Genomic DNA, 25378 nt, shown 5'->3' with positions numbered 1-25378 from the left:
AAGGAAGTTACTTCTGGTTGGTAAAGGTATTTAATTTTTGTTTAAGGTTGTGTGATTTGAGATGAGTTTGTGTCTTGATGGACAACTTTTTAAATGGGGTCCGTCGAAACGACAGCTTTCTGATCCAGGTTGTGATACGCCAGATGTGAGAAATCATGAAGTAGTACAGGGTAAAGACGAGTAGAAAGCTCAGGAACATCACCGCTTCATGAATCTGATATTGCTCACTTAGAATTCCAACATAGGCAAATAAGCCAGCGATACTACAGATGGTGACCAGCGTCATTCTTTGAGACAGTCCAACCCGTTGGCAAATGTGATGCAGGTGCTCGCGGTCTGGCTTGAATGGGGACTGGCCTTTCTGGATCCGACGGATCATGATGGTGGCCATATCCATGAGCGGCAAGGCAATGATCCATAGTGCCGTTACCGGGCGGAATGATGTTTCTTCACCTTGTGTGCCTTGCACCAGCAGCCAAACGATGGTGAAACCGATGAAGACACTACCTGCATCCCCCATGAAAATCTTAAATCGGCGGCCGAAGGGCAGCCCTAAATTCATCATGATATAGGGAATGGTTGCAACGACAAAGATGACGCAAAACTGGTATAAGTCGACTTGGTTTCCGGTCCAGAACAGATATCCCAATGCCGTAAATGAGACGGTAGCCAGTCCACCCAATAATCCGTCAATGCCGTCGACCATGTTGAAGGCGTTAATTGCCCCGAGAATTGCGAAAATCGTGACCAAGTAACTCAGTGGTGTTGAGAGGGTTAGTTCTTGGAAGCCACTGATATTGCCTAAGTTTGTTAATTTCAGGTTGCCAAAAGCAATCATCACAGCAGACATCAGGATTTGAACGAAGAGGCGACTTTTGACACTGATATCAAACTTGTCGTCAATCGCGCCCATCAGAACGAGGACTGTAGCGCAGCTGAGATACAGCGCGGGTGCTGTGTGGATGTCGGGAGATAGCAGGATGCCGACAAATACAGACCCAAAAATGGCAATACCGCCGACGAGCGGGATCACGCCTTGGTGTTGTTTCCGGCCATTGGGGATGTCAACCAGTTGAATTTTTTTAGCCATGACTCGAAGCGCAAATAAGCTGACTAAAGAGAAACTAAAGAGTATTGGGAGTTCCATATCCATCATTCTGCCTTTTCAAAGAAGCAAAAATTTTTCGTTATGTTATACCCAGAGACGGTGACATTAAAGTTACATATGCAATCTGTTTTGTTGTTGTTGCATAACGTGAATTAAGATAACAAAATTAGTATTTTTTTGTGTAATTGGTAAATTTATAACTATCATTAATAGTTTTCTAAACGTTATCCCATCACTTTTGAGTGTAGTGAGTTTGTCCTCAGACTGTCAAAATTAGTGTGAATCTTATAAGAAAGTGCAATGGGGAAGATAAACTATTTTAGGTAATCGTTATATCTGTCAGGGCGTTTTATAGTGATTTATTTCTAGACTCTCGATTGCCGCTATTTTATATCCCGCCGATTTTGTCATGATTTCTTCTTGGTGCAATGGGATAGGTGCAGGTTGTGGAGATCATACATCATGGAGCAAGTTCAGGTGTCACGGGTTCATGCCATGAACTCAAGTTGGGGCAGCACAGCTTATTAGTCGATTGCGGTCTGTTTCAGGGCCGTGAAGCCCCATCACGCCATGATATTGATTTTCCTATTTATCATATTCGTGCGCTGTTGCTGACCCACTGTCATATCGATCATGTCGGGCGGATCCCCTGGCTCCTGGCGGCAGGATTTCGCGGGCCAATTTATGCCACGGAAGCGACGGCTGCCTTATTGCCGCTGATGCTGGAAGATGGCTTAAAGATCAACCTGGGTCTGAATCAAGAGCAGTGCGAGCAGTTTACCCGGGTGATCAAATCTTTACTGAAACCGATCCCTTTTGGCTGTCGTGTGGATTTGACTTGGCCCAGTGGCGAGTTGATTCATGTTTGCTTTCGACCGGCTGGCCATATTCTGGGCTCGGCTTATATCGAGATCGTGTTGCCCGATGGCCATGTCGCTGTGTTTTCCGGCGATCTCGGACCTTGCCATACACCGTTACATGTTGACCCGGTGTCGCCCGTTCGTGCCGACACATTAGTGCTTGAAAGTACCTATGGCGACCAACGTCATCATGCGGTGACTCAACGGGAAGCGTGTTTATCTGAAATCATTCAGCGTTCTTTGCAGGATGGCGGGGCGATTTTGATTCCTGCTTTTTCAGTGGGTCGGACTCAGGAAGTTTTGTTTGATCTTGAGAATTTGCTCGCCAAAGCGATGCAATCCGAATTTGGTTATCCCTCGAATCAGACAAACTGGCCAAACATTCCTATCATTCTGGACTCGCCGTTAGCAGCTAGGGTCACCGAGCAATACCTGGATTTTCAGCGGCTTTGGGCGAAAGAAGCCAAGCAGCGGGTCTATCGGGGTCGGCATCCGTTATCGTTTGATCAATGTATCACCATCACCCAGCACGCAGATCACTTGGCCTTGGTCAATCGCTTGAAAGCAACGGGGGAGCCGGCAATCGTTGTTGCAGCCAGCGGTATGTGTAGCGGCGGCCGGATTATGAATTATTTACAGGCGTTACTGCCGGATCCCCGAACCGATGTGATTTTGGTGGGCTATCAGGCGGAAGGAACGCTGGGGCGTCAGTTATTAGCTCAACCCGAGCTGGTTGAGATCGATCAGAATTCAGTCGAAGTTAAGGCTGCGATTCACGCCATGTCCGGGTACTCAGCCCATGCGGATCAGCACGATCTGATTCAGTTTGTAGCGGGCATTCAACAGGGTCCGCAGCAAATCCGGTTGGTTCATGGCGAGCCTTCTTCGCAACAGGCTCTGTCCCAGAATTTGTCAATATTGCGCCCGGAATGCGAAATAATTACGACATTTACTTAGCAACAATATTCATTTTGCACTATCCGTTTAGATAGCTAGAGAGATGCTGTTTCAATATTCGTGTCACACTTTGCTGCTAAGGTGACTGAAGTTGAAACGGACATAATAACACTGCTTTCAGTTGATTCTTTGGGGGATAGTAATGAAGATTACTGTTGCGGGAACTGGATATGTTGGTTTATCGAATGCGGTCTTATTAGCACAGCACAATGAAGTTGTCGCGCTTGATATTTTGTCTGAAAAGGTTGATTTAATTAATCGTCGAATCTCCCCGATTGATGACAATGAAATTAAACGTTTTTTTTCAGGGAGTTCATTAAGTCTTATTGCAACGACTGATAAACTGAAAGCCTACCAGAGCGCTGAATTCGTGGTGATTGCAACCCCAACAGATTATGACCCGGTGACAAACTACTTTAATACTTCTTCTGTAGAGGCGGTTATTAGAGAAGTAATGGAAGTCAATCCGGGCGCCGTGATGGTGATTAAGTCCACCGTGCCGGTTGGGTATACTCAGCGGATGAAAAAGGAGCTGGGTTGCGACAATCTGATTTTCTCACCGGAGTTCTTGCGTGAAGGCCGGGCGCTTTACGATAATCTGTATCCTTCCCGAATTATTGTCGGGGAGCGCTCTGAGCGGGCCGAGACGTTTGCCCAGCTGCTGGTTCAGGGTGCGGTGAAAGAAGTTATTCCGGTTCTGTATACGGATTCAACCGAAGCAGAAGCGGTGAAATTGTTCTCCAATACTTACCTAGCCATGCGTGTTGCGTATTTCAACGAGCTGGATTCTTACGCCGAAGCGCACGGACTGGATACCCGCCAGATCATTGAAGGGGTTGGTCTGGACCCGCGTATTGGCTCGCATTACAACAACCCGTCGTTTGGATACGGGGGGTACTGCCTGCCGAAAGATACCAAGCAGCTGCTGGCCAACTACCAGGATGTGCCGAACAATATTATCGGCGCGATTGTTGATGCAAACCGGACCCGGAAAGATTTCGTGGCGGAGTCGATTTTGAGCCGCAAGCCGAAAGTAGTGGGTATCTATCGCTTGATCATGAAAAGCGGCTCCGATAACTTCCGTGCCTCATCTATTCAGGGCATTATGAAGCGACTGAAAGCGAAAGGGATTGAAGTGGTGGTTTACGAGCCGGTGCTCAAGGAGCCGGAGTTTTTTAACTCTCGTGTGATGACGGATCTGGAAACGTTCAAGCAAGAATCTGATGTGATTGTCTCCAACCGGATGGCTGCTGAACTGGCGGATGTTGCCGATAAAGTCTATACCCGGGATTTGTTTGGCTCTGATTAAGCTTATTCTCTGCGGTGACTTGCACAGCAAGAAAATCTGAACTCAAGGGGTGTCATTGAGGCACCCCTGACTGTCTGAATAACAATGATTTTTCCTTCGCTTTTTCCGCTATTGACCCGCTGTGCGGCTTTCTCACTTCTAAGATTGATTGCATCCTTTCTCTGGCCTCATCTCCCGTTTTTGTAAGCTGACCTATACTTATTTACATATCTATCAGCTCGTATTTGTGGTTCGGGGAATGATATGAAAAGAGCAACGCTTGCACTATTTTGCGCCGGTATTTTTGCTGGCATGGTGAGCTTGTCGGCATGCGCGGCTGAGCGCACCAGTGTGCAGCCCTCGGTGGCGCGCCAAGCACCTCAGACACAGGCGTCTCAAACACAGGCACCTCAGAAACAGGCTCCTCAAACAACCGCCCAGAATTTATCTGCTGTCAATTCGACATCGACAACGGCAAATCAAGTCGGAAAAACAGGAAAAGCTGCGGGGATTGATACGGCAATGGCTGCCTCGGCAGGTGGGATCACTGCCACGGTATTAGCAGTTGGTGTCGCGGCTTTAGTGGTGGGGGTTGCCGTCTCAGATACTGGTGGTGGCGACGATCCGGCACCACCGGTGACGGTTCAGGCGGAATAGACTGCCAGGCAGTCGCGGGCCATATGAAACCTGAAGTGATGGGTGACAACTCACCACTTCAGGTGTGGTTCTGCGTGTTGTTACACTTTCTTCCCTTTCACCAATTTTCTCACCCACATCCGGCCCGGATGGAGCGCATCTAAGACGCTATTCGGTAAGGGTAATGGATCCCCACAGATTTGCGAGGCAAGCAGCTCTCCCAACAATGGCGCTGAACTTAACCCGCGAGAGCCCAATCCAATCATGGCATACATGTTCGGGTAAACCGGCACTGGCTCCGCTGTAGTTTGCTGGGTCTTAAGCTCGGCATATTGCGTCAGTAACTGTTCGTACTCGCACACATCCCCGACGAACGGTAAATGATCCCGGCTGGCACAGCGCACAGCAGCCCGGGCTTGGTTATCGTCCATATTGATGGCTTGTGGCCATTCAACACCCGGCAGGCAGTTGACCAGGCGTTGTTTGTTGTCCGCGTGTTCTGACGGACAGAAGCCTAGGTCCGTGCTGCCCCGGCGGTAGCTGGCGCCGATGCAGTGGCTTTGGGAGGCCGGATTTGCCGGGGTCAGGTAGCCGTCGTAACACAGAACGGTTTTGAGCTGCGAGAGCGCTGGGTTGGTTGGAATATGGCTCACCTGGCCCCGGACCGAGTAGGCCGGGATCTGGTTGGTTTGCGGGAAGTCTTCAAAACGATGGCCATTGGCGACGATCACGGTATCGTGCTGAAAACATGCTTCATCGGCAATCAGCGTCCATTGTTTATCGGTTGAGTCTGTGTCAACTGGGTCGCTCAGCTCGAGTTGACGGATTTCGGTGTTAGTTCTGAGCGTCAGATGACCACTTTCACTCGCCAGTTCGATCAAGGCCCGGGTCAGAGCCTGCGGGCACAGCCAACCGCCCAACGGATAGTTCACACTGGTATGGCCGGTTTCGACGCCGGTGACGGTTTGGGTTTGGCCTTCATCCAAAAATCGGATCAGCGTGTCCGGGAATCCGCCTTCCAGCATTTTCCCCAGTTTCTTTTGTGCATTGTCGTCCCAGGCCAGTTGCGTGACGCCACACCAGTCATGGGCAAAGGCTTTATGCTGTGCCGCTTGTTCGACAAACTGCCGGGCATACAAAAATGCCGGGCCAAAAAAGCGCGACAGAGCATCGTTCGAGCCATTGAGCAGGGGATAAACGGCCCCCTGGCGATTGCCGGAAGCACCTTCTGCCGGCAGTGGATCGGCGCAGTAGAGTGTCACATCGACGCCGCGTCGGGTCAGCGCGAGTGCGGTGGTGGCCGAGCCAATGCCGCCCCCGATAATCGCTACGTCTTGCGGCTGGTCGGCACGTTTGCGGGCATACCAGGGCTTGAAGTTGGCTGGGTGTTGGCGCTGAGTCATGGTGCCGGCCAGCATGTCTCGCTTGGTGCCGAATCCTTTGACTTTCTTCATGTCGAAACCGGCTTCAATCAGGCCGCGGCGGACAAATCCGGCGGCGGTGAAGGTCGCGGTGGTACAACCTTCCCGTGCCAGTTTGGCCATGCCGTCAAAGAGATTCTGGTTCCACATTTCCGGGTTTTTGCTTGGGGCAAAGCCATCTAAAAACCAGGCATCCACGATCCCGTCATCATTGGTCCATACTTGTGGCATACAGTCTTTAATGTCGCCGAACCAGAGATCCAGGGTGATCAGGCCATTTTCCAGCACAATCCGGTGGCAGTCCGCGACGGCAGGCGGATAGTGCGCATGCAGTTGCTCCGCCAAATCCGCCAGCTCCGGCCAGGACGCATGCGCCTTGATTAAATCGTCACGCGTCACCGGAAATTTTTCAAAACTGATGAAATGCAATTCTTTGATGGCTGCATCCGGGTTCGCCTGGCGAAAGGCCTTGAACCATTGCCACACGGCCAGAAAGTTCAGGCCGGTGCCAAAGCCGGTCTCGGCAATCACAAATCGGCGACGCGTCGAGGTTTCCCAGCGCTGCGGGAGTCCGTTCTGATGGAGAAATACATAGCGCGTTTCTTCTAAGCCATTGGCATTCGAGAAATAAACATCGTCAAAGTCATTGGAGACCGGGGTGCCGGACGAATTCCAGTCGAGAACGGCATTTTCAATGCGATGGGGAGACTGCTCGGACAAGGGGAAACCTCATGTAGTGCTGTAACAAGGGTCGGTCATGGTCTTTGAATGCTTGATAAGCGATTGATTCGCGGGCAATGACCGATCAAACAGATGATCTTGGTGCTGATTGTACCGTTTGCCGGGAAAGCTGACCACTTTCCCGAGATAAACCCGTTATGATCAGCATCGTTAAATGACAGTAGGAATTCATCATGAAACGAGCCGTAATTACAGGCATGGGTATTGTATCCAGCATCGGTAACAATGTGAAAGAGGTGCTGGAGTCTCTGAAAGCCGGTAAATCCGGTATTAATTTCTCCGAACAGTTTGCGGAAATGAAGTTGCGCAGCAATGTTTGGGGTGATTTGAAAATGAACCCGTCTGAGCATATCGACCGTAAAAAAATGCGTTTCATGGGCGATGCCGCAGCATTTGCGTATTTGTCTATGGAGCAGGCAATTGAAGACGCCGGTCTTACTGAAGAACAAGTTTCCAACGATCGTACCGGCCTGGTTGCTGGCTCGGGCGGTGCATCCTCGCACAACCAAATCGCAGCGGTGGATATCCTGCGCGAGAAAGGCGTGAAGCGTGTCGGTCCTTATATGGTCCCGCGTACTATGTCTTCAACCGTGTCTGCCTGTCTGGCGACACCTTTTAAAATTCGTGGCGTAAACTACACCATGAGTTCTGCTTGTGCGACGTCTGCACACTGTATCGGCCATGCGCTGGAACTGATCCAACTGGGTAAACAAGATATTGTGTTTGCGGGTGGCGGCGAAGAGCTGGACTGGACCCTGACCATGATGTTCGACGCCATGGGCGCGTTGTCGACCAAGTACAACGATGATCCGACGAAAGCATCCCGGACTTACGATGCCGATCGTGACGGTTTCGTGATTTCTGGTGGTGGCGGCATGCTGGTGGTTGAAGAGCTAGAGCATGCGCTGGCGCGTGGTGCGAAAATTTACGGCGAAATCGTTGGCTACGGCGCGACCTCCGATGGCTACGACATGGTGGCACCATCAGGTGAAGGTGCGGTGCGTTGTATGAAGATGGCGATGCAGGATCTGGACGCGCCAATTGACTACATCAACACGCACGGAACCTCAACGCCGGTCGGCGATGTCAAAGAGCTGGGCGCGATCCAGGAAATCTTCGGTGACAACAGTCCTGCGATTTCTGCGACCAAGGCCATGACCGGTCACGCGCTGGGCGCGGCGGGTGTGCATGAGGCGATTTACTCAACGCTGATGCTGGAGCATGGTTTCGTTGCCCCGAGCATCAACATCGAGAATCTGGATCCGGCTGCGGAAGGTTTGGATATCGTCACGGAAACCCGGGAGCAAGCGCTGAAGACCGTGATGTCGAACAGCTTTGGTTTCGGTGGCACCAATGCAACGCTGGTGATCAAGAAGTACGAAGGCTAATGGGTCACCGCGGCAACAATTCGCGGTCACAATTATCAGAGACGAGATTCAATCAGGGAAGGCATTCCCGGCGCTCGACAGCAGGATCTTGTCTCTGCGCATGACTTTTGTCATTTTTCCGGGAGTGGCACTGGCTAATGGACTGCACTGAGATGGCTTTGCAGAGACTTCAAAGACAGGCCCGGTTAACCAGTGCCGAAAACAGACGCGGCACTTGTTGGTGTGAATAGTATTTTCTTTTGCGGGAGCTGTCTATTGCACTGGCAGGTGTTTTTAATCCTGGAATTTTTTACCCGGCTTGATGCCGGGTTTTTTTATGCTGGTCGTTCGGGGTAGGCAACGGCCCAACGGCTTGATGAACGCCAGCCCTAATCCCTCAATAGGCTTGTACTTTCCCAGGCAACTCAATACTATTTTGACACTTTTATTCTTATTGCCGCCGCAACGTGAGCCATCGCCGCGCAGGCCGCAATTGTCGCGAGATCTGTAATGGTCGCGATGCTACAGGAACGGACCCATGAAAATCCTCATTGATGAAAATATGCCTTATGCGCACGACCTCTTCAGCCAGCTCGGAGAAGTGATTGCCAAACCCGGTCGTAACCTGACGGCCGATGACCTGGTGGATATCGATGCGCTGATGATTCGCTCGGTCACCAAAGTGAATGCTGACTTACTGGTGAAGGCGAACCGGTTGCGTTTTGTCGGTACAGCCACGGCGGGGCAGGACCATGTCGATCAGGCATTGTTGGCGGAAAAGGGGATCACCTTCACCGCAGCGCCGGGATGCAATAAGGTAGGCGTGGCCGAGTATGTGCTGAGTAGCTTGATGGTGCTGGGCCAGCAGCAGGGTTTTTCTATTTTTGACAAAACGGTGGGGATCATCGGTGCGGGCAATGTCGGCAGCTATCTGGCGAAATGTTTGGACGCGCTTGGGATCCGTTATCTGCTGAACGATCCGCTGAAAGCCGAACAGGGCGACAGCCGGGCATTTCACTCGCTGGAAGCGCTACAGCAGCAGTGTGACATTATCACTATGCATACGCCGCTCACCCGTGACGGCGCATACCCGACCTATCATCTGGTGGATGAAGCGTTTTTGCAGCAGTTGAAACCCGGTGCGATTTTGATCAATGCAGCCCGTGGCCCAGTGGTTGACAACACCGCATTGAAGGTCGCGCTGCATCAAGCGCAGACCGGCGAAGGCAAAGCCCTGACGGCCGTGTTGGATGTGTTTGAGCAAGAGCCGTTGGTGGATCTTGAATTGCTGCCGTTGCTGGCGTTTGCGACCCCGCATGTGGCGGGCTACGGTCTGGAAGGCAAGGCTCGGGGGACGACCATGGTCTTTAACCGCTATTGCGAGTTTTTTGGCCAGGGGCAACCGGTATCGGCCGCCAGCCTGCTGCCGGAAGCGCCGCTGCCGCGGGTGGCCCTCAGCCGCACCTGGCAGGAAGATACCCTGTTTAGTCTGATCCAGCTCGTCTATGATGTGCGTAAGGATGACGGGTTATTCCGCCGCGAAATGACCGCCGCAGGAGAGAATACTGCCCGGATGGCATCGGCCTTCGATCAAATGCGGAAAAATTACTGGGATCGGCGCGAATACAGTGCGATTACAGTAGCCGGACAGGCTGGTTTTGGGTTAGAGTCGCTGGCTAATTTAGGTTTTACAGTTACAGTTGAGGAAACGCCATGAGTCAGGAATTTGATGTTGCCGTTCTGGGCGCCACAGGTGCCGTGGGCGAAACGATCGTAGAGGTATTAGAATCGCGTGATTTTCCGGTTCGCAATCTCTATTTACTGGCTTCGGAACGCAGCGCGGGTAAAACGCTGCGCTTTAAGGGTAAAAGCGTTCGTGTGACCAACGTCGAAGACTTTGACTGGAGTCAGGTTCAGCTGGCACTGTTCTCGGCCGGCGCCGAAGCGTCTGCACACTGGGCGCCGATTGCGGCGGATCAAGGCGTGGTGGTGATCGATAACACCTCACACTTCCGCTACGACTACGATGTTCCGCTGGTGGTGCCGGAAGTGAACCCGCACGCGCTGGCGGATTACCGGAACCGGAATATCATTGCCAACCCGAACTGCTCGACCATTCAGATGCTGGTCGCCCTGAAGCCAATCCATGATGCGTACGGCATTGAGCGCATTAATGTTGCCACGTATCAGTCGGTATCCGGCTCCGGCAAAAAAGGGATCGATGAGCTGGCCGGACAGACCGCGAAGCTGTTGAATGGCTTGCCGGTAGAAAATAAAGCGTATGACAAGCAGATTGCGTTCAACTGCCTGCCGCATATCGATGCCTTTATGGATAACGGCTACACCAAAGAAGAGATGAAAATGGTGTGGGAGACCCAGAAGATCCTGGGAGATGACAATATCCGCGTGAATCCGACCTGTGTTCGGGTGCCGGTATTTTACGGTCATGCTGAAGCTGTGCATGTCGAAACTTGCCAGCCGGTTCATATCGAAGAAGTGATCAGCCTGCTGGAAAATGCCGAAGGGATAGAAGTTTTCCATGGCAACGATTATCCGACCCAGGTTGGTGATGCAACCGGGAAAGATCACGTTATGGTTGCCCGGATCCGGGAAGACATCAGCCACCCGTGTGGTCTGAACATGTGGGTTGTGGCCGACAACGTCCGCAAAGGTGCTGCGACGAACAGTGTGCAGATTGCCGAAAAACTGATTGCAGAATACCTGTAATTGCTTCTGGTGCGGCTCACCCTGTCTTCCGGCAGGATGGGCCGCATTTGTTTTTATTCAACCAGAACGCCTGAACCCGCAAACCGGTTCGTCTTTCGAATTAGGCAGCATCCCTCATTTACCGTTCAAGAGTCTTGATGAATGGCCGATAGATTCATTATGCTTAGCGCCATAACTTCGAAGCTCGACGCGACTTTTTCGATACTCGAAACCAATTTCTCATCTCTGCCAGAGAGGACAGCAGGCAGTGTCTGACTTATCGACTATGATTAAACGTTTTATTTTACCGGTCGTCATTGCCGGAGCCGCCCTTCAGATGCCCTTGTCAGCCCATGCGGTGCGTATTATCGGCCCATCCGCAGATGAGGTGCGCGCAGCTTCGACTGAGCCTGCTCAATCTTTTGCTTCGAACCAGAATGCCATCAATCGCTACGGTCCGACCGGAAGTGACGAAACTCTGTGGTCGATCGCCTCTCGCTACCGTCCGAATAACCAGATCTCGATTTATCAGGTCATTGGCGCCATCCACCGGGCGAATCCGCAGGCATTTGAGCAGAACAATATCCACGGTCTGATCCCGGGCAGCGTGCTGAGAATGCCGACCCTGGATCAGATCCGTCAGGAAGATGTGGACAGCGTGCGGCGTCGTTTAGATGCCGACCAGCGTCGCCAGGTACGCCAGTCGGCGACGCCAAGTACTTCGGTTTCCAGAGCACCGGTACCAAGAACACAGGTAGCAAGAACTCAGGCACCAAGTACGCCCGCGCCAGCGCCGACCGTTGTGGCGAATCCACAACCGAAACCGCAAGTTGCTATTCAGGAGCAGGTGACACAGACGGCTAAGTCCGTTCCGGCTGCATCGGCTCAACCGGCAAGTGAAACAGCCCAAGCGACCGGCAATGCGGATAAGGGAGGCATCCCCGTGAAGCCGAGCGCTTTGCAGACGCAACTGGATGCCTCCGACGTGCAGATGACCAAGCTGGTGGAGAGTAACCACTTGTTGCGCGTTCGTCTGGCAGAAATGCAGCATGAGGTCAGCGCGCTCAAAGATCAGATCAGCAACGACGAGCGGCTGCGCGATGAAATCCTGAACTTCATTCAGCAACAAAAAGCGCAACCGGTCGCGCCGGTGGTGCCTGAAACTTCCTGGGTGGATGATTTGGTGGCTAACCCATGGGCGATGGCGGCTGCCGCGCTTGTGCCCGGCGCCCTGATTGCCGGTGCGATTGCATTTTTCATGATGCGTCGTAAGGAAGAAGATGAAGAAGTGAAATCGCTGGAAGGTCCGCAAACGCAGGAACCGGCGATCCCGGCACCGCCGAAAGGGGACGCTGAGGCGATCCCGGATCTGGATGGCGATAAGCAAGACGTCGATGATCTGTTTGCCGGGGATGATTCTCTGTTCGATGATCCGGAAACCAGCCTGTTTGGGCCGGAGCATGATAGTAACCCGTTGGGTGAGCAGGATGACTTGCTTGACTTGTCCGCCGGTGGTCATGATGACTTCGAAATTGAAAGTGGCCTGACGCCAAGCAGCATCTCGGTGAAAGGCGGTGAAGAAGCGATTGGACTCCAGGATATGGAGCGGGCGCTGGATGAGATTGAGCAATCCTCAGAGCCAAGCTCGGACGAAGCGCTGGCAGCCATGTGGGAGCAATCCTTGCAGGGCGATGATGATGACGACGACAGTTTTGATCTGGCGGATGCGGAACTGGCCGGTGATGCCGACAAAGATATTGAAGATGGGTTGCTGGATCAGTCCATCCTGGATGACTTGCTGAGCGAAGCGGGCGGGTTAACGGATGATCTTCCGGAAGCAGAACCTGCCAGAGCGGCTGAGCCTGAAGCTGCAATGGCCCAGGTCGTGGATCAGGATGAACTGGATTCGTTATTTGAGACGGTCGGATTGGATGAGCCAGTCCGTGAACCGGCACAAGTGCAAGTTGATGAGCCGGAGGAGCAAGCGCAACAGGCCGCTGTGGATCAAGCCCTGGCTGATGCAGACGCGTTGTTTGCAGTAGAAGAAGATGCGTTGCCGGAAGAGGCGCTGGACGCACTGTTTGATGCAAACAGTACGGCGTTGTTGGATGAATTCATTGATGATGATGAGCTGAATACCCCGGATATTGAGCTGGAAGAAAACAGTACTGCATTGCTGGATGAGATCCTCGAGGATGGCGAGGACACTTTCAATCGGTCCGATATTACAATCGATGAAAACAGTACCGCCCTGCTTGATGAACTGGTTGCGGACGATGACGACAGTGACGAGAGCCGTATTGATGTCGCGGATGTTGAAACCGACGATGAGCCGGTCCTGAACCTGGATGAGGTCGTCATCGATGAAAACAGCACCGATTTGCTGGATGATATTCTCGCGCAGCAGGGACATCAGCCTCAAGCGCTTCAGATGACGTCAGAGGTCCGTGAGCCGTTGGAGCCTACGGACCGTTTGGATTCTGCCTCAGATTCAGAGCGCAATGATGATGTCAATTGGGACGCTGATGCGCTGATGTCAACGGCACCGGCGACTGAGCCAGCGATTGCCGAGTCTACAGACTCGGCCGTCGACGCGTTGTTGTTTGACGATCCGGAATTTGAGCCGGTGGAAACGCAAACCGGCACGCATGACCTGGACACGTCACTTGATGCGGACTTCCCGGAAACCCGTGAAACGGGGTTTGCGGATGCGTTGCATGAAGCGCTGAATGAGCAGCAGGCAGAGCCCGTCGCAGACGTTGAAGCAGTCGCAGACGTTGAAGCAATTGCAGACGTCGAACCTGCCGCAGACGTACCAGATGATGAGATTGATGCGCTGCTTGCGGATGTGCAAGAGTTGGTGGATGCATCTGAGCCTGATGAAACACCGGCGTTTGAAGAGGCCGATGCACTGGCAGCGCTCGAGCCGGAAGCTGAAGCTGAGTTGCAAGCAGTACCGGCACCGGTTGAATCTGCCGCCGAGTCGACCCTGACCCCGGAGACTGCTGAGGACCCAGAGTCGGATGCACCGCTGAATCTGGAAGATTTACCCGAGTTTGATGAAGAAGCTGCCCTGGCTGAGTCTGACTTCGAAGCCGAGCCGACACTGACCTTGGAAACTGCTGAGAAGCCAGCTTCGGATGCACCGCTGTCGCTTGAGGACTGGCCGGAGTTCGATGAGGCCGCAGCAATGGCGGAGTTCGGGGCTGAATCGGAGGCGTCGTTTGAGGATGAATCAGCGCCAGCGCTGGATCTGGATAAGGCATTGGCATCCGAGGACGCCGTGACAGCGGCCGAGCCGGAAGAAACACAGCAGCAGGAGCCTGAATCAGATCCTGAGTCTGCACACGTTGAGCCGACACCGGACGAACTGGTGCTGGCCGCGGAGGAAGCCATGGGGGAGGTTGTGTCCGCAGAGCCGCGTTTCTCAATCCATGGCGAGCAACAGATTGAATTTGAAACGATTGATCCGGCCAGTATTGCTGAGTTCAGCGAAGATGATGCATTGCAGGCGTCGTTTGATGAGCAAATGGAGTTGGATCAATATCATACGGGTGCCCAAGAGTCGGCGGTTGCATTAGCACCGGTGTCAACTGCAGCATCAACTCCGGCGTCGGCTCAGGCTCATCAGGCTTCTGGGCAGACAACACTACCGGATGCTGCTCAGGTGCCTGCAGATATGTTTGATGATGAGCTGGTCGATTCGGCCGGGCTCGATATGGCCGCATTGCTCAGCGATCCGGACGAACATTTTGCGGATAGCCGCTTTGAAAATGACCGCTTCGAAAATGATAGCTTCGAAGATGACAGCTTCGAAAATGATCACTTTGTCGGCATGGATGTCGCGACCGCAGACAGTTTGCTGGCTGAGCAGGCACGGGCAGAAGCCAGTGCGGCAGAGCGTTCGGTAGCATCGAACCCCTCGGTAAGTGAAGCTTTGGAGCGTGCCGGATTTGAGCCTACCGAAGTTGAAGATGCACATTCTCTTCGTGAGGCCGAAACATCGGGACAGCAAGCACCGTCGGTCGCCGAAACGACCGCTGCTCAGCATGAGCTAGGCCTGCAGGACGAGCAAGATGCTGAGCGGGATCAGCTTTGGTCATCCGCTGTTGACGATGATGCCCTGGCCTCGGAAACGTATCCGGAAGAAGATGCGGAGATCTGGGGTACCAGCAATCCGGAGCCGGAGCTGGAAACGGAAGACTGGGCAGAGCAACCACAAATGGATATCGATGATGTGGCTGCGTTTGATCCGGAGTTTCTGTTGGCGGAAGCGGATTCAGAAATGTTGACTGATGAGGTCGGTGAGAGTGAGCTGGTCGATGATCCGGAGCCGGCACCGTCGTATATCAGTATCGATGAACTGATGAAAGATATGGAAGCTGACGCACCGGAAGAGCTGGAAGAGCAGCCGTTGGATCTGAATGTTGGTCTCGATGAGTTTCCGGATATCCTGAATAATGTTGCTGGCATTGATGTCGACAGCCAGGGGGAGTACGCCAGCAAACTGGACTTGGCCAAGGCGTATCTGGAGATGAATGATCGCGAAGGTGCGCAGGGGCTGCTGGAAGATATTGTCAGTAATGGCGATGCCCAGAGCCAGAAAGAAGCACAGACCCTGCTACACAAAATGAGTCGTTAAACGGCCATCTTCATCCTGGGAAAGGGCCCTCATCCGGAGGGCCCGAGCCCCGGCCGTGATTCCCCCTCGAAACCTGCCCGCTTTTTCCCTATAATTCCGCATCTCGATTAACCGGCCTGTGATGCCGACAGACAGTAAGAACAAAGTAGATGATGCGCGTAGCTTTAGGCATTGAGTATGATGGGTCCAAGTATTATGGCTGGCAGCGTCAGCGTGATGTTGACAGTGTTCAGGAGCGGCTTGAAAAAGCGCTCGGTAAAATAGCCAATCACCCGGTTGAAGTGCAATGTGCCGGCCGGACCGATGCCGGCGTGCATGGGACGGGCCAGGTAGTCCATTTTGAGACCCATGTTGCGCGGAAGATGGTTGCCTGGACCATGGGGGCCAATGCAAATCTTCCTAAAGATATTGCTGTGCGCTGGGCTGTCGAAGTGAATGAGGACTTTCATGCCCGTTTTAGTGCGACAGCACGCCGGTACCGCTACATCATCTATAATCATGCACTGCGACCTGCGATTTTGGGCTCCGGCGTCAGTCATTATCACGGCGAACTCGATGTAGAGAAGATGCACGAAGCCGGTCAGTACCTGCTCGGTGAGAATGACTTCACATCCTTCCGAGCCGTGTATTGTCAATCCCTGAGTCCTTGGCGTAATCTGATGCATCTGAACGTTTCCCGTCAGGGGCACTATGTGATTATTGATATCAAGGCCAATGCCTTTGTTCATCATATGGTGCGGAACATCACCGGCAGCCTGATCAAAGTGGGCCGCGGTGAAGAGAAGCCGGAATGGATGAAATGGCTGTTAGCACAGAAAGACCGGACCCTCGCTGGAGCCACAGCAAAGGCGGAGGGCTTGTATCTGGTGGAAGTGGATTACCCGCAAGCGTTTGGGATCCCGAAAGCGCCGATTGGACCGCTGTTTCTGCCGGAGTGAATGCTGGGATAGGCCCTGAGACGTTCAGGGTCGATATTAGGATCAACCGCCTAATCTCAACTAGTACAACCAGTTTTTTATCTACAGCCAGACAACTTTGTGCTTTAATTCCACCTCGGTAAAATTTAACGAATTTATAATTCTCTGCGAGTGAGCGGGGATATGAAAAAGATGAAAGGTCATTCATGAGCTGGCTTGAAAAGATCCTCACGAAAAGCAATATTGTTTCCTCACGTAAAGCGTCTATCCCGGAAGGGGTGTGGACCAAGTGTACATCATGTGAGCAAGTGCTTTATCACGCGGAACTGGAACGTAATCTGGAAGTCTGTCCGAAGTGTGATCACCACATGCGCATGAAAGCGCGTCGCCGCCTGGAAACTTTCCTGGATACCGAAGGTCAGGTCGAAATTGCAGGTGATATGGAGCCGCAAGACAAGCTGAAGTTCCGCGATTCCAAGAAATATAAAGATCGTCTCTCTGCTGCGCAAAAGAGCAGCGGTGAAAAAGATGCCCTGATTGTGATGAAAGGCACCTTGCTGTCGCAGCCGCTGGTTGCCTGTGCTTTTGAATTCTCATTTATGGGCGGTTCTATGGGTTCTGTCGTCGGGGCGAAGTTTGTCCGCGCCGTGGATGAAGCCATTGCCAACAACTGTGCTCTGGTGTGTTTCTCGGCCAGTGGTGGTGCCCGGATGCAGGAAGCGCTGATGTCGCTGATGCAGATGGCCAAAACCAGTGCAGCCCTGGAGCGCCTGTCTGCCAAAGGCCTGCCGTTTTTCTCCGTCCTGACCGACCCGACCATGGGCGGCGTGTCTGCCAGTCTGGCGATGTTGGGCGATATCAACATTGGTGAGCCGAAGGCTCTGATTGGTTTTGCCGGTCAGCGTGTGATTGAGCAAACCGTGCGTGAGAAACTGCCGGAAGGCTTCCAACGCAGTGAGTTCCTGCTTGAGCATGGTGCCATCGATATGATTGTTGACCGTCGTGAGATGCGCCAGCGCATCGGCGGAATGGTGGCGAAACTGACTCAGTCACCATCACCGATGGTGGTACCGGTGATCCGGCCGGAAGCTGTGGCGGTTGAAGATGAAGCTAACGCCAATGCCAACGCCCCTCAAGAAGAAAGCGGTCAGGATAAAGAGTAATTCTTGCTGACCGTATTACGCCGGTGTCTTCTGACCCGGCGTAAAACATGCAGACCGATGCGCGTTTCCCGCAAATTATTCGTCGGTTTGCATGAACTTCCTCCCGATTCAGTGGTAAATTAGTCCCCCTTACAGTGATTTATTAGAACGATAAAGAATGTCCGGACTGACAGCACCACAAGCAACCGATTCATTAGCCGACTGGCTGACCTATTTAGAAAACCTTCATACCAGTGCCATCGATCTCGGGTTAGATCGCGCAATGACTGTTGCCCGTCGTGGCGACCTTACCAAACCAGCGCCGCGGGTGATCACCGTCGCCGGGACGAATGGTAAGGGCTCCACCTGCGCTATCCTGGAAGCGATTTTGCTCGAAGCCGGCTATCGCGTCGGGGTGTACAGCTCACCGCATTTGGTTCGTTATAACGAGCGGGTACGGATTAACGGCCAGGAGTTGGCAGATAGCGAGCACAGTCGCGCTTTTGCATCGATTGAACAGTATCGTGAAGCAACCAGCCTGAGCCTGTTCGAGTTCGGCACCCTGGCGGCGCTGGAGCTGTTCCGGACCCATCAGGTGGATGTCGCGATCCTGGAAGTCGGTCTTGGCGGACGCTTGGATGCGACTAATATCGTCGATCATGATGTCTCTGTGATCACCAGCCTGGCTATCGACCATGTTGACTGGCTGGGGGACGACATTGAAGTGATCGGGTATGAAAAAGCCGGAATTTTCCGCACCGACAAACCCGCAGTATGCGGTCAGCCGAATCCGCCGGCCAGTGTACCAGCCCATGCCGATGATATTAGTGCCCAGCTGTATCAAGTCGGGTATCAGTTTGATTACCAGCAACATGACGGCGGCTGGGACTGGCAGTGCGGTGCGTTTGATTTGAAAAACTTGCCATTACCGTCTTTGCCGCTGCCGAATGCGGCCACCGCCCTGATGGCGCTGGGCGTGGCCGAGCTTGAACTCAGTGATGAGCATATTGCTGCCGGGTTGTCTAAAGCCAGATTACCGGGGCGCATGGAGCGGGTTTCGGAATCCCCTTTGGTGATCATGGATGTGGCGCATAACCCGCATTCAGCCCAGTATTTTGCGCAGCAACTGACGGCAATTCAGCAGCGCGAGCAGAAGCAGCGGATCTACGCTGTGGTCGCGATGCTGCATGACAAAGACATTGCGGCAACGGTTGCCGAATTGAAATCAATCGTTGATGTCTGGTATCCCGCTTCGCTGGAAGGCCCGCGGGCAGCCTCGGCGGATGAGATTGTTCGGCACTTGGCAGGGCAGACTTATCATGCCTGTGAGACGCCGGCACAGGCTTATGACACAGCGCTGACACAGGCGACCGAAGCGGATATGGTAATCGTGTTTGGCTCGTTTTACACTGTCGGTCAGATTTCCAGCCATATTGCAGCAACACAGGAGTAGACGTGGCAAGTAAATTCCAAAGCCGGTTGGTCGGGACCATTATTCTGGTCGCGATCGGGGTGATTTTTCTGCCGGACCTGTTCGACGGGAAGAAACAGCATTATCAGGAGCAGTTTGCCAGTATCCCGCTTCAGCCGGAAATGGAAGCGGCCGTGGAGTACGAGACCATTCCCGAGCCTGAATTTGCGGAAATAGAATTGCCGCCGGATCCGGTGACGGTCGTAATTGAAGATGAGTCCGCAGCGGCGGATGCACCGTTGCAGGTTGCTCCGCAGCCGGTTCAGCCACCGAAAGCCGGTAACCAGGAGAGCGGCTGGGTGGTACAGCTCGGGGTGTTCCGTCAGTTTGATAACGCCCATCAGCTGGTGGCGACGTTACGGGATGCCGGTTACCAGGCCCATGTATTTCCCAAGAAGCCCAAGCCGGGGGATTTGGCCCGGGTGGTTGTCGGACCGGATCTCTCGAAAGACAAGCTGTCTACCCAGATCAAAGAATTGGAAAAATTAACCGGCCTGAAAGGTCAGTTGCTCAGATTTAACCCACTAAATCCCTAGGTAAACGTTTGCGTTCTCATTTTTTCTGTTAGAATACGCACCAACAAGACGAATACAACAAATGATGATCTGGATAGATTACGTAATTTTAGGCGTCATCGGCTTCTCGGCACTGGTCAGTTTGATCCGTGGTTTTGTCAAAGAAGCTTTGTCACTTGTGATTTGGTTTGCTGCCTTTTTTATTGCCAGTAATTTTTACACTGAGCTGGCGGCATTCTTCACCAATATTCAAGATGAGATGCTACGCAAAGGTAGTGCCATCGCCGCATTGTTTATTGCGACTCTGGTTGTCGGGGCCGTCGTGAACTATGTGATCGGACAGTTAGTCCAGAAGACCGGCCTGTCAGGAACGGATCGGGTTCTGGGCGTTGTCTTTGGGGGAGTGCGCGGGGTTTTGATTGTGGCGGCCCTGTTGTTCTTCATTGACGCCTTTACCGGGTTTTCGGATGCTGACTGGTGGAAAGAGTCGCAGCTAATCCCGCAATTTGGTGTTGTGATCGAGTGGTTCTTCACTTACCTCAAAGAAACATCAAGCTTTTTGCCCGGTGCATTCTAGTATCGGAAATCAGGCAGTTGACTGATGGTGTCTTGAATCAGCGGGGATCCGGGCAGCCGGGTTCCCGCTGAATATTAAGAACTGCGTCATACTGCTATCATTGCACTTAATGCGTGACGAGGATTTAGGACATGTGTGGTATTGTCGGAATCGTGGGTTCATCCCCGGTCAACCAGTCTATCTATGATGCACTGACTGTGCTACAGCATCGCGGCCAGGATGCCGCCGGTATTGTTACCCTGGAAAGCAATCGTTTCCGTCTGCGAAAAGCAAATGGACTGGTGCGGGATGTGTTTGAAGCCAGACACATGCAGCGCCTGCAGGGAGAGGTGGGAATTGGCCATGTCCGTTACCCGACGGCCGGTAGTTCAAGTGCATCGGAGGCACAGCCGTTTTATGTCAACTCGCCTTATGGCCTGGCCCTGGCGCACAACGGTAACCTGACCAATGCTGCTGAAATCAGAGAGACCTTGTTTGAACAGACCAAACGTCATGTCAATACAACCTCTGATTCAGAAATCCTCCTGAATGTGCTGGCCAGCCAGCTTGAAAAAGCCCCCTCTTATCCAATCACCCCCGCCGAAATTTTTGCTGCCATTCGTGAAGTGCATCGGATTGTCAAAGGTGCCTATGCTGTGGTCGCGATGTTGATTGGTCATGGCATCATGGCCTTCCGTGATCCGAACGGCATTCGCCCGCTGTGTCTGGGTAAGCGCGAAGTGGATGGGAAGATCGAGTACATGGTGGCGTCGGAATCCGTCGCCCTGGATGCGGTCGGTTTTGATTTTGTCCGTGATGTTGCGCCGGGCGAGGCGGTCTATATTACTTTCGACGGCGAACTGTTCACGGAGCAATGTGCAGATCACCCGCTGCTGACCCCATGTATTTTTGAGTTTGTGTACTTTGCCCGACCGGACTCCTTTATTGATAAGGTGTCCGTCTATAGTGCCCGGGTGCGCATGGGCGTGAAGTTGGGTGAAAAAATCAAGCGGGAATGGGAAGATCTGGACATTGATGTCGTGATCCCAATTCCGGAGACCTCCACTGACAGCGCACTGGAAATTGCCCGGACGCTGGACAAGCCGTATCGCCAGGGCTTCGTGAAGAACCGTTATGTCGGCCGGACCTTTATCATGCCGGGTCAGCAGATGCGCCGCAAATCGGTACGCCGAAAGCTGAATGCTATTCGTTCTGAGTTCAAGGACAAGCGTGTCTTGCTGGTGGATGACTCGATTGTGCGCGGCACCACTTCAGAGCAGATTATCGAAATGGCCCGTGAAGCCGGCGCGAAGAAAGTCTACCTGGCTTCTGCGGCGCCGGAAGTGCGCTTCCCGAACGTTTACGGCATTGATATGCCAAGTGCCAATGAGTTGATCGCTCATGGCCGCGAAGTGGATGAAATCTGCAAGATGATCGGTGCCGATGGCCTGATTTTCCAGGACCTGGAAGATTTGGTGGCAGCGGTTTCCGAAGGTAATCCGGATATCACCCAATTTGAGAGTTCGGTCTTTAACGGCACGTATGTCACCGGGGACGTCAGCCAGCAGTATCTGGAATACCTGGAAACGCTGCGCAGTGAAGACTCGAAAACCCAGCGTGAAATCCAGCAGGATCTGGCCAACCTTGAACTGCACAATGAAGACGCTTAAGGCGGTACAGAACGGCTAACGTGCTGTCGCCGGTTTTGAAGCCAGACCGATAAACACCGTTAAAAAGCGAGAGGGGTTACCTCTCGCTTTTTTGTTGTCGATGTTCTGTGTCGAGCTGTGATGGGCGTTTATACTGCGCTGCAATCTTTTGTGATGCCAGGATCTACCGCTAGTGACTGAACTGCGGTCCCAGCCCCAGATTCCACAAAATGACCGAGCTGGCGATGATCGACACCAGCAACACCAAGCCACAGGTCACAATCGAGCTGGCATAAATGAACCCACGCTCTTCCGGAATATGCATCAGAATCGGTACTCCGGTGTAGAGCAGATAAACCGAGTAGGCAATCCCGATTAAGCCGGCAACCATCAAAAACCACACATGCGGATAGATCGCCGCGATGCTGGTCATAAAGAGCGGTGTTGCCGTATAGGCGGCCAGTTCTACTGCCTGGGTGTAGGTTGGCGTTGAACCGAACGTGTGGCTCATCCAGTAGGTCAGGTAGGCGAGGGCGAACACACCGGCGATTAAAGCAAAGTACATCGCAACGCTCATACCCAGTGCACTGCCCTGAGTCAGGTAAATCGGCTCACCGACCCCGATCCGCCAGCCGATAAAGACGCTGGAAATAAACGCAAAAATCGGGGGAAGCAAGGCAATCAGCAAAATATGCGATACGCTGCTCTGAACCCCTTCATGTTCCTTGTCAATGGTGCGCCACTCTTGTTTCGGATGTGTATATAGCCCGAATAAATGTCCCAGAATCATAACGTTTCCTCATTCCTCGGCGCATCAAGCGCATCATAAGGTTATTGTTCCCAAGAACACATCCCACATGTTCCGTATGTGCTCTTCTGTCAAACCGAACAGAAATGTACTGTCCTGAATGCCTGGGTTCGTTGTGACGGCGGGTCGCCGGGTGGAGCAGGCAAAAATTGCTCTATTCGGTCTATTAATGTTTAGTCTGGGTTGACAGGCTTGGCAAGAAATTCACCTGTCGTTTCACGGGCTTTCCTTGGGTTAATCGGCGCGGTTCAGAGTTTGAAATAGCTGCTGGTGAACTCGATAAACAACCGCAGCTTTTCCGGTTGATAATCGCGATGGTTGTACATCAGGTAGACATCACGGGGGTTTGCCGACCAGTTTTGCAGAATCTGGACCAGCTCACCGGATGCAATGTATTTCTCCAGCATCACATCCGGCATCAGGGTGATCCCTAGGCCGCTGACGCAGGCTTTGCGCACCACATTGAGCTGGTTGGCTTCAAAGCGTCCTCGTTCACTGATGGTCACCGTCTCACCATTGTGATCGGTCAGGCGCCAGCGCATCAAGGGACGTCCTTTCAGTAGCGAATGTTGGGAGAGATCCTGCGCGTGCTTCGGCTCCGGCTGGTGGGCCAGGTAATCCGGACTGGCGACGAGAATATCTTTTACGCTACTGATCCGCCGGGCGATCAGCGTCGAATCCCGCTGCGGCCCGACGCGGAAAATAATATCCCAGTCGGTTGGATCCAGCTGTTCCGGCTCATTGCTCATTTGCAGCACAATGCTGATGGCCGGGTGTTCGCGCATAAAGGCGTTGAGCATCGGCTGAAGCATGACCTTGGTCAGATTGGAAGGGGCTGCGATTTTCAGCTTACCGGCCGCGCCTTTACATTCCTCGCTAATATGCTCGGTGGTGTCGACCAGCTGCTGGAGCAGTGGGCTACAGTCATCATAGAATTTCTGCCCGGCCTCAGTCAGAGACAGTTTACGGGCGTGGCGGTTGAGCAAGCGAATACTTAAACACTCTTCCAGCGCCTGAATACGTCGGGTCAGGGTGGCGACAGGCACTTGGGTTTTTCGAGAGGCGGCAGTATAGCTGCCATGTTCAACCACCAGGCGGAACAGGTTCAGATCATCAAGCTTCATAGGTCTACAGCGGTTGAAATTAAACAAATGAGAATTGTATAACAAACTGTGTCTAAACATGTCATTATCATTAGATGATTTGCGGTAAATCAAAATCCATCCAGAGTCGCTATCGAGATCGACTTGCGGCAAATTCATGACGCAAAATTTGATATTGTTTGCATAACCCAATAAATTCCGTCTCGGATACAGTGATCCTTGTGACGGGGCATCAATTCCGACCTATGCTTTTGATAGGTTCATTTGCTGACCGGGGTTTCATGCGCACTTCTCCAGACAATACTGCTAACTCGCCTGACACCACTCAGGAGGCGACTCATCATCACTCATGGAGGGCACAGACTTTGCTTGAGGATAAAGATGTTCTTGTCGTTGAAGATGACCCTGTATTTCGCAGTATGCTCACTGGTTTTTTGAAAAGCCAGGGCTGCCATGTGCGTGAAGCCGAAGATGGTCTGGAAGGATTACAGGCCTTACGGGACAATATTCCCGATGTATTGCTGTGTGATTTGGCGATGCCCGTGCTGACCGGGATGGAATTTGTCGAAGAGGTGTCGGTTCAGTATCCCATGGTGCCGGTGATTGTGATCTCCGGGACTGGTGATATGGCGGATGTGGCCACGGCGTTACGCCATGGCGTGAAAGACTTTCTGATCAAGCCACTGGATAATATCATGGTGCTTAAATCAGCCATTTTATCTGTGCTGCGAACCGAGGATTCGATTGCCGACAACCGGGATTTTGCCAGCCAGTGGTTTGAGGTCGGGGGGGAAAGTGCCGGCATTGATGAAGAGTTGGAATGGCATATCGAGGAGCTGAAAGCGAATCCGAAAGCGGCGAGAGAGTTACTCTTGGGGTTGATGCCGGAAACTGAGTCGCAACTTGGGGATTGGCAACTCAGCTATTGCGTGTTGCAGTCGGTCGATGTACAGCCGGTCTTGCTGGACTACACTTGGTTGATCGACGGCAGGCTGGCATTTTACCTGGTGGATTCTTCATCGGATACTGAAAACGGCACGGCAACTACGTTGCTGATCCGGGCATTTTTCAATGATTATCTGCGTACCCGGATGGCCGATGAGCGGGATATCCGCGGTTTACTGCGCTTGATTGAGCAGGGGATGAAACATTCGGGTTATGCATCGCCCATCCGGGCTCTGTTCGGGATTTTTGATGCCTGCGATAAAAGTCTGAGTGTAACCTCAACCGGATTGGCGGCTGTCCTGCAAACCAGTGATGATCGGAAAGAGATTGTCGCCCAACCTTGGCTCGGCACTCAGGCTTATCAAAACGATACCATTGAATTGCAGCTCTCTGAGTCGGGCGGACGACTGTCGCTCAGTGAAATTGGCGCAGCCAGTTTCAGCCTGACCATCAAACGATGTGGGTTTTAGTTAAAGGTGAGCTTTAAAGGTGAGCTTATAACCGGGTCGCTTTTTCACTTCCGCCGTTTTTCTTCAATCACGACTT

Annotated in this window: 18 protein-coding genes; 14 read left to right on the top strand and 4 right to left on the bottom strand. The window is 52.7% G+C overall.

Annotated elements, in window-relative coordinates; translation table 11 throughout:
• Positions 1-7: 7 nt before the first annotated feature.
• Positions 8-1153, bottom strand: coding sequence for a UDP-N-acetylglucosamine--undecaprenyl-phosphate N-acetylglucosaminephosphotransferase (gene wecA / locus VV869_RS05045; protein WP_337733897.1), 1146 nt, complete (start codon positions 1151-1153; stop codon positions 8-10).
• Positions 1154-1554: 401 nt separating this feature from the next.
• On the opposite strand from wecA, the gene VV869_RS05040 reads away from it, so the two are divergent.
• The 3 genes from VV869_RS05040 (at position 1555) to VV869_RS05030 (ending at position 4870) form a co-directional block, all read left to right on the top strand.
• Positions 1555-2925, top strand: a complete 1371-nt coding sequence (locus VV869_RS05040) for an MBL fold metallo-hydrolase (RefSeq protein ID WP_337733873.1) — start codon at positions 1555-1557, stop codon at positions 2923-2925.
• A 142-nt stretch (positions 2926-3067) separates the two neighbouring features.
• Positions 3068-4234 (top strand): nucleotide sugar dehydrogenase, encoded by a 1167-nt coding sequence (locus VV869_RS05035; protein WP_337733872.1) that lies wholly within the window; start codon positions 3068-3070, stop codon positions 4232-4234.
• A 243-nt stretch (positions 4235-4477) separates the two neighbouring features.
• Positions 4478-4870, top strand: coding sequence for a hypothetical protein (locus VV869_RS05030; protein WP_337733871.1), 393 nt, complete (start codon positions 4478-4480; stop codon positions 4868-4870).
• Positions 4871-4950: 80 nt separating this feature from the next.
• On the opposite strand, the gene mnmC is transcribed toward VV869_RS05030, so the two are convergent.
• A complete protein-coding gene (mnmC, locus tag VV869_RS05025) occupies positions 4951-6990 on the bottom strand; it encodes a bifunctional tRNA (5-methylaminomethyl-2-thiouridine)(34)-methyltransferase MnmD/FAD-dependent 5-carboxymethylaminomethyl-2-thiouridine(34) oxidoreductase MnmC (protein WP_337733870.1) in 2040 nt (679 codons plus the stop codon).
• A gap of 194 nt (positions 6991-7184) precedes the next feature.
• On the opposite strand from mnmC, the gene fabB reads away from it, so the two are divergent.
• The 10 genes from fabB (at position 7185) to purF (ending at position 21997) form a co-directional block, all read left to right on the top strand.
• Complete coding sequence (gene fabB, locus VV869_RS05020) at positions 7185-8399, top strand: beta-ketoacyl-ACP synthase I (RefSeq protein ID WP_337733869.1); 1215 nt, start codon at positions 7185-7187, stop codon at positions 8397-8399.
• Between the two features lie 517 nt (positions 8400-8916).
• Entirely contained in the window at positions 8917-10095 is a 1179-nt protein-coding gene (locus VV869_RS05015; RefSeq protein WP_337733868.1) for a 4-phosphoerythronate dehydrogenase, read from the top strand.
• The gene (locus tag VV869_RS05010; protein WP_337733867.1) at positions 10092-11105 is read left to right on the top strand and encodes an aspartate-semialdehyde dehydrogenase; all 1014 of its coding nucleotides are present in this window, start codon (positions 10092-10094) and stop codon (positions 11103-11105) included. The genes VV869_RS05015 and VV869_RS05010 overlap by 4 nt, the downstream gene beginning before the upstream one ends.
• 265 nt (positions 11106-11370) lie before the next feature.
• Positions 11371-15726: a FimV/HubP family polar landmark protein gene (locus VV869_RS05005; RefSeq protein ID WP_337733866.1), complete on the top strand. Its 4356-nt coding sequence runs from the start codon at positions 11371-11373 to the stop codon at positions 15724-15726.
• A 152-nt stretch (positions 15727-15878) separates the two neighbouring features.
• The gene (truA, locus tag VV869_RS05000) at positions 15879-16664 is read left to right on the top strand and encodes a tRNA pseudouridine(38-40) synthase TruA (protein WP_337733896.1); all 786 of its coding nucleotides are present in this window, start codon (positions 15879-15881) and stop codon (positions 16662-16664) included.
• A gap of 185 nt (positions 16665-16849) precedes the next feature.
• Positions 16850-17806 (top strand): acetyl-CoA carboxylase, carboxyltransferase subunit beta, encoded by a 957-nt coding sequence (gene accD, locus VV869_RS04995; RefSeq protein WP_337733865.1) that lies wholly within the window; start codon positions 16850-16852, stop codon positions 17804-17806.
• Between the two features lie 157 nt (positions 17807-17963).
• A complete protein-coding gene (gene folC / locus VV869_RS04990; RefSeq protein ID WP_337733864.1) occupies positions 17964-19238 on the top strand; it encodes a bifunctional tetrahydrofolate synthase/dihydrofolate synthase in 1275 nt (424 codons plus the stop codon).
• 2 nt (positions 19239-19240) lie between these two features.
• Positions 19241-19792, top strand: coding sequence for an SPOR domain-containing protein (locus VV869_RS04985; protein ID WP_337733863.1), 552 nt, complete (start codon positions 19241-19243; stop codon positions 19790-19792).
• A 64-nt stretch (positions 19793-19856) separates the two neighbouring features.
• Positions 19857-20348: a CvpA family protein gene (locus tag VV869_RS04980; protein WP_337733895.1), complete on the top strand. Its 492-nt coding sequence runs from the start codon at positions 19857-19859 to the stop codon at positions 20346-20348.
• A 131-nt stretch (positions 20349-20479) separates the two neighbouring features.
• On the top strand, positions 20480-21997 hold the full coding sequence (gene purF, locus VV869_RS04975) for an amidophosphoribosyltransferase (RefSeq protein ID WP_337733862.1): 1518 nt from the start codon (positions 20480-20482) through the stop codon (positions 21995-21997).
• Positions 21998-22166: 169 nt separating this feature from the next.
• Here the strand turns inward: purF and VV869_RS04970 are convergent, their stop codons facing one another.
• Together VV869_RS04970 and VV869_RS04965 are read right to left on the bottom strand one after the other, a co-directional pair.
• Positions 22167-22766, bottom strand: coding sequence for a Yip1 family protein (locus VV869_RS04970; protein WP_337733861.1), 600 nt, complete (start codon positions 22764-22766; stop codon positions 22167-22169).
• A 266-nt stretch (positions 22767-23032) separates the two neighbouring features.
• The gene (locus tag VV869_RS04965) at positions 23033-23908 is read right to left on the bottom strand and encodes a LysR family transcriptional regulator (RefSeq protein WP_337733860.1); all 876 of its coding nucleotides are present in this window, start codon (positions 23906-23908) and stop codon (positions 23033-23035) included.
• 344 nt (positions 23909-24252) lie between these two features.
• Between VV869_RS04965 and VV869_RS04960 the strand changes: the two genes are divergently transcribed.
• A complete protein-coding gene (locus VV869_RS04960; RefSeq protein WP_337733859.1) occupies positions 24253-25302 on the top strand; it encodes a response regulator in 1050 nt (349 codons plus the stop codon).
• The last annotated feature ends 76 nt before the right edge of the window (positions 25303-25378 follow it).

Source organism: Photobacterium sp. MCCC 1A19761 (assembly GCF_037389125.1).
In the GTDB taxonomy this organism is placed as follows: Bacteria; Pseudomonadota; Gammaproteobacteria; order Enterobacterales; family Vibrionaceae; genus Photobacterium.
This window is presented reverse-complemented; position numbering and strand designations above follow the sequence as displayed.